General features: G+C 75.5%; 6 protein-coding genes. 5 read left to right on the top strand and 1 reads right to left on the bottom strand.

All coding sequences use genetic code 11. The features are described from left to right. Window positions 1-1107: histidine kinase (locus tag AB0881_RS12215; protein ID WP_366616477.1), on the bottom strand; the 1107-nt coding region annotated here is incomplete at its 3' end. A gap of 120 nt (window positions 1108-1227) precedes the next feature. On the opposite strand from AB0881_RS12215, the gene AB0881_RS12210 reads away from it, so the two are divergent. The 5 genes from AB0881_RS12210 to AB0881_RS12190 all read left to right on the top strand — a co-directional run bounded on the left by AB0881_RS12210 (window position 1228) and on the right by AB0881_RS12190 (window position 5347). Beyond that, window positions 1228-1365, top strand: a complete 138-nt coding sequence (locus AB0881_RS12210) for a hypothetical protein (protein WP_366616475.1) — start codon at window positions 1228-1230, stop codon at window positions 1363-1365. Then, window positions 1362-2042 (top strand): ABC transporter ATP-binding protein, encoded by a 681-nt coding sequence (locus AB0881_RS12205; protein ID WP_366616473.1) that lies wholly within the window; start codon window positions 1362-1364, stop codon window positions 2040-2042. The genes AB0881_RS12210 and AB0881_RS12205 overlap by 4 nt, the downstream gene beginning before the upstream one ends. Next, window positions 2042-3985: an FtsX-like permease family protein gene (locus AB0881_RS12200; RefSeq protein WP_366616487.1), complete on the top strand. Its 1944-nt coding sequence runs from the start codon at window positions 2042-2044 to the stop codon at window positions 3983-3985. Before AB0881_RS12205 ends, AB0881_RS12200 begins: the two co-directional genes overlap by 1 nt. A gap of 177 nt (window positions 3986-4162) precedes the next feature. Next, complete coding sequence (locus AB0881_RS12195; RefSeq protein WP_366616471.1) at window positions 4163-4387, top strand: hypothetical protein; 225 nt, start codon at window positions 4163-4165, stop codon at window positions 4385-4387. 174 nt (window positions 4388-4561) lie between these two features. Further along, window positions 4562-5347, top strand: coding sequence for a methyltransferase domain-containing protein (locus AB0881_RS12190; RefSeq protein WP_366616469.1), 786 nt, complete (start codon window positions 4562-4564; stop codon window positions 5345-5347). Window positions 5348-5466 lie beyond the last annotated feature (119 nt).

Below are 5466 nucleotides of genomic sequence, written 5' to 3'. Positions count from 1 at the left end.
CCGCCCGCCGATCGCCTCGACCCGCTCGCCCAGCCCGGCCAGCCCGAACCCGCCGGACGGCAGCCGCCGGCCGCCCCGGCCGCGGCCGTCGTCGCGCACCGCGACCTCGATCGAGCCGTCCGCCAGCCGGGCCGCGCCGACGTGCACGGCGGTGGCGTCGGCGGCGTGCTTGCGCGCGTTCGTCAGCGCCTCCTGGACGACCCGGTGGACGGACGTCGCCACCTCGGGCGGGAGCGTGCCGAGGCCCGGATCGAGCGACAGCGTCGCCGGCGGGTGCGCGAACCGGGCCACCAGCTCCTCCACCTGGTCCAGCCCGCCGACCGGGCGCCGGCCGGCGTCCCCGTCGGCGGCGGCGCCGTCCTGGGCGTCGCGGAGCAGGCCCACCATCCGGCGCATCGAGGTGAGCGCCTCGGTGCCGGCCGCCTCGATGTCGCCGAGCATCCGGTCCAGCCGCTCGGGGTCCTGCGCGGCGGCCGTGCCGGCGGTGAACCGGGCGGCCTGCGCCTGGACGACGATCCCGGTCACGTGGTGGGCGACGAAGTCGTGCAGGTCGCGGGCCAGGTCGAGCCGCTCGTCGCGGCGCGCGTCCGCCAGCGCCCGGGCCCGCCGCGCGTCCGCGGCCCGCAGGTAGAGCCCGGCACCGACGGCGATCGCCACGAGCACCGCCAGCGGCGCGGTGAGGATCACCATGGCGATCGTCGAGCCGCGCAGCGGCAGCGCCACGACCGTGAGCCCCACGAACCCGGCGAGCGGCAGCAGCACGGGCGGCTGGGAGCGCCACACGATCCGCGCGAGCAGGACCAGCAGCGCCAGCATCTCGACCAGGACGCTGGGGCTCTGCACCCGGGGGTCCCAGATCTGGATGGCCAGCGTCATCCCCAGCGACGGCACCGCCGCGATCATCGCCCACGCCTGCACGCGGCGGGGCATCAGCGCCGCGGTCGCGCCCACGGCGGCGATCGCGACCAGGAGCAGGTTCGCGGGCTCCAGGCGGGCCCCGAACGCGTTCAGCGCCAGGAACATGGCGGTGAGTCCCCCCGCCACGAGGCGGAACAGGCAGCCGCCGACCGACTGGACGCGGTCCAGCCGCGCCCCCTGTGCGTCCATGACCTGAAGGCTACGACCTGACGCGTACCGCTCGGATCGGCCATTCGGCTGAGGGACGCCCGTACGGACCGAACCTGTGCCCGATGCGGCGGCCCCGGCGCTTCTCGCAGGCTGGAGGGCATGAACCAGCTGAATCTGATCTTCCTTCCGGTGCTGGCCGCCTTCCTCGCCTTCGTGGTCTACGGCGGGCTGGTGCTGCCGGCCCGCGACATCGCCGAGTCCCTGCGCCGGCGGCGGTCCGGGGAGCGGCCGGCGTGAACGACGCGATCCTGCACGGCGGCGGGCTGGAGAAGCGGTTCGGGTCCACGGTGGCGCTGAACGGCATCGCGCTCACCGTGGGCCGCGCCGAGGCCGTGGCGATCATGGGGCCGAGCGGCTCGGGCAAGTCGACGCTGCTGCACTGCCTGGCCGGGATCATGCGGCCGGACGCGGGCGAGGTGCACCTGCTGGGGCGGCGCATCGACACGCTCGGCGAGCGGCGCCGCAGCGAGCTGCGGCGGACCCGGTTCGGCTTCGTGTTCCAGTCCGGGCAGCTGCTCCCGGAACTGCCCGCCGACGAGAACGTGGCGCTGCCGCTGATGCTCGGCGGGACGGCGCGGCGCGAGGCCGTCCAGGCGGCCCGGGCGTGGTTCGGGCCGCTCGGCCTGGCGGGCATGGAGAACCGCCGGCCGGGCGAGCTGTCGGGCGGCCAGGCGCAGCGCGTGGCGATCGCGCGGGCGCTGGCCGCGCGGCCCGCCGTGGTCTTCGCCGACGAGCCCACAGGCGCGCTCGACCAGGCCACCGGGCACGACACGATGCGCCTGCTGGTCGAGGCCACCAAGCGGAACGGGGCGTCCCTCGTGGTCGTCACGCACGATCCCGGCGTCGCCGCCTGGTGCGACCGCACGGTCGAGGTCCGCGACGGCCGGATCCTGGCGCGGGACGGGGCGTGCTGATGCGCATCCTCCGCGCCCTTTCCGGGCTCACCTGGCGGCTGCTGCGCGGCGGCGGGGTGCTCGGCCCCCTGCTCACGATGGCCGCGGTCGCCCTGTCGACCGGGCTGCTGCTGTTCGCCGTGGGAGCCAACCACGCGTTCGCCGAACGGGCCGACGCCGACGCCTGGCGCGCCCCGGCCAAGGCCACCGGTACGCCCACCGCGATCCAGGCCAAGGCCACCGACTCCGTGCGCGGCCGCCCGCTCACCATCGTCGATCTGGCGGCCCTGAGCGACCGCGCGCCCGTACCGCCGGGCATGAAGCGCTTCCCCGCCCCCGGCGAGACCTGGGTGTCGCCGGCGCTCGCCGAGCTGATGAGGGAACTGCCCGCCGACCAGCTGGCGAAGCGCTTCGGCGGCGCCCCGGCCGGGACGCTCGGGCGCGACGCCCTGGAGCACCCGGACGAGCTGGTCGCCGTCGCCGGCCATACGGCGGACGACCCCGCCATGAAGGCCGAACGCCCCAAGTCCGGCACCCTCGACACGATCGCCGGGCCGGAGCGGATCGACGCGTACGCGACCGGCGCGGTGACGACGCGGGCCCAGACGTACCGGATCCTGATGTACGTCGCGTCCGTGCTGATGGTCGTGCCGCTGCTGGTCTTCGGCGGCGCCGCGGCCCGGCTCACCGTCGCGCGCCGCGACCGGCGGCTGGCCGCGCTGCGGCTGGTGGGCGCGACGCCCGGCCAGGTGGTCGCGATCACCACCGCCGAGGCCGTGCTGACCGCCGCCGCGGGCGCCGTGCTCGGGACGCTCCTGTACGCCGCTGCGATCCCCGCGCTGGCCCGCGTCCGGATCGCCGGGGGCGGCTGGTACGCCGCCGACCTGTGGCCGGGCCTCCTCCCGCTGCTCGGCGTGCTGGCGGCCGTGCCGCTGCTCGTCGGCGCGAGCGCCGTCGCGGGGCTGCGCCGCGTCGTGATCAGCCCGCTGGGGGTGGCGCAGCGGCACACGCCGCCCGGGATGCGCGCCGTACGGGCCGTCGCGCTGGTCGTCCTGATCATCGCGTTCGGGATCCTCGGCGGCGGCGTGCTGCGCGTGGGGGAGATCGGGGCGATCATCCTGCTGGTCTTCCTGTCGCTGGCGTTCCTCGCGCTCAACTTCGCCGGCCCCTGGGTGGTCTGGGTGCTCGGCCACCTCGCCGCCGCCACCGTCCGCCGGCCCGCCGGGCTCCTGGCCGGCCGCCGGCTGATCGACGACCCCCGCTCGGCCTGGCGGATGGTCGCGGGCGTGGCGCTGACCGGATTCGTCGCGGGCTTCCTGGCCCTCCTCAACCCGGGCGCCGTCACCACCGGCCCCGCCGACCGGCTCGAACTGGCCGTCCCGAAGGAGCGTTCCGCCGCGGTCGCCGCGCAGGCCCGCGAGCGCCTGGACGGGCTGCCCGCCAAGGTCACGGTGACCCCGCGGGAAGGCAACGACATCGTGGCCGCCACGGTGACCGGCGGCGAGGCCTCCGTCGACCGCGCCCGCACGGCCCTCGCGGGCACCGTCCCCGGAAAGGTCGCGACGGCCCCGGCGGACATGGGCGCCGGCACCTACCTGCTGGCCGACCTGCGCACCGGCTCGCTGACCGTGCTGATCGTTTCGTTCCTCATCGCGGTCGCCAGCGCGGGCATCACCGGCGCCGGATCCGTCCTGGACCGGCGGCAGACGTACGAGGCGCTGCGCCTGGCCGGGACGCCGCTGCCGGTCCTGGACCGCGCGCGCCGCCAGGAGGTGCTCATCCCGCTCGCGGTCATGGGCGGCGGCTCGATGCTCACCGGCCTGTTCTTCGCGTTCCCGTTCGCCTCCGGGCTGGGCTCCGCCGGCACGCTGACGCTGCTGGCGGCGACCGCCGTGGGCTTCGCCGGGGTCCTCGGCGCGAGCGCCCTGAGCCGCCCGCTCCTGCGTTCGGTCACGGGGGAATAGACGTTCGAGAAAATGTCGGACCCGGGACGTAAGTTAGCAGCGTGATCCGGGGTACACCGGGGAATAGGCATCGAACCGGGGAGCTTGTTCGGTGCGTACCTCCGGGTATCTCCCGTCCGGCGGAACGGCCCTCAGGGGGAGGGCGGTCCACCGGATTTGCAGAAAGGGGTAGTGGCAGTGGCAACGTTCCACCTTACTCACCCGCGGCTGGACGGACCCGCCGAGCGGACCGTCATCGAACCGTGGCTCACCCAGCTCTCCCACGTGACCGTCAACGCCTACGCCGAGCCGGCCGCCGCCGTGCTCGCGATGGTCGAGCCCCTGCCCGCCCCGCAGCCCACCGCGCAGTCCGCCCCGCAGCCCGCCACGGGCCGCCGCCTCGTCCTGGCCGAGGCCGCGTAGGACGCCCGCGCCGCAGGCATCCCGGATCCCCGCACCCGCCTCAGGGTGCGGGGATCCGTCTTTTCCGGGCACCCCTTCCGTCATGACTGTCTCATATATTGATATCTATTTCTCAAATAATGGGCATCCGGTCTAGGGTGAGGGCATCGGCCACGCGCATGAGGGGTGATTCCGATGAGCTACGTCCACGGCCATCACGCGACCGTCCTGAGCTCGCACCAGTGGCGGACGGTGGAGAACTCCGCCGCCTACCTGGCCGAGCTCCTCCGGCCGGGGGCGACGGTCCTGGACGTGGGATGCGGGCCGGGGACGATCACGGCCGGGCTGGCCGAGCGCGTCGCCCCCGGCAGGGTCACGGGCGTGGACGCCGCCGCGTCCGTGCTGGACGAGGCGCGCCGGACGGCCGGGGACCGCAACGTCGAGTTCGCCGTCGCCGACGTCCACGCGCTGGGCTTCGCCGACGGGTCCTTCGACGTCGTGCACGCGCACCAGGTCCTGCAGCACGTCGCCGATCCCGTACGGGCGCTGCGCGAGATGCGCCGCGTCTGCAGGCCCGGCGGCATCGTGGCCGCCCGGGAGGCCGACTTCGGCACGATGGCCTGGTATCCGAACCCGCCGGGCATGGACGCCTGGCGTCCCGTCTACTACCGGACGGCCCGCGACGGCGGCGGCGAACCCGACGCCGGCCGCCGCCTGGTGTCCTGGGCGCGCGAGGCGGGCTTCACCGACGTCACCGCGAGCGCGTCCGCGTGGTGCTACTCCACGCCCGAGGAGCGCGAGTGGTGGAGCGAGTCGTGGGGCGGCCGCATGCTCCGTTCCTCGGTCGCCGACCGCGCCGTCGCCGGCGGGCACGCCACCCGGGAGGAGTTGGCGGAGATCTACGCGGGCTGGAAGGCGTGGGCCGCCGCCGAGGACGGCTGGTACTCGGTGACCCACGGCGAGATCATTTGCCGCCGCTGACCAGGACCCGGAGAGATATCGGGAGAAATAGGGAGGGGCGGCCCCGGCCCCGGCGGGCCCCCCCCCCCCACCCCCCCCGCCGGGGGGGGGGACCCCCCGGGAAAAGAGGGCGGGGACCC

Origin of the sequence: Spirillospora sp. NPDC029432 (assembly GCF_040703975.1) — a bacterium.
Classification (GTDB): domain Bacteria; phylum Actinomycetota; class Actinomycetes; order Streptosporangiales; family Streptosporangiaceae; genus Spirillospora.
This window is presented reverse-complemented; position numbering and strand designations above follow the sequence as displayed.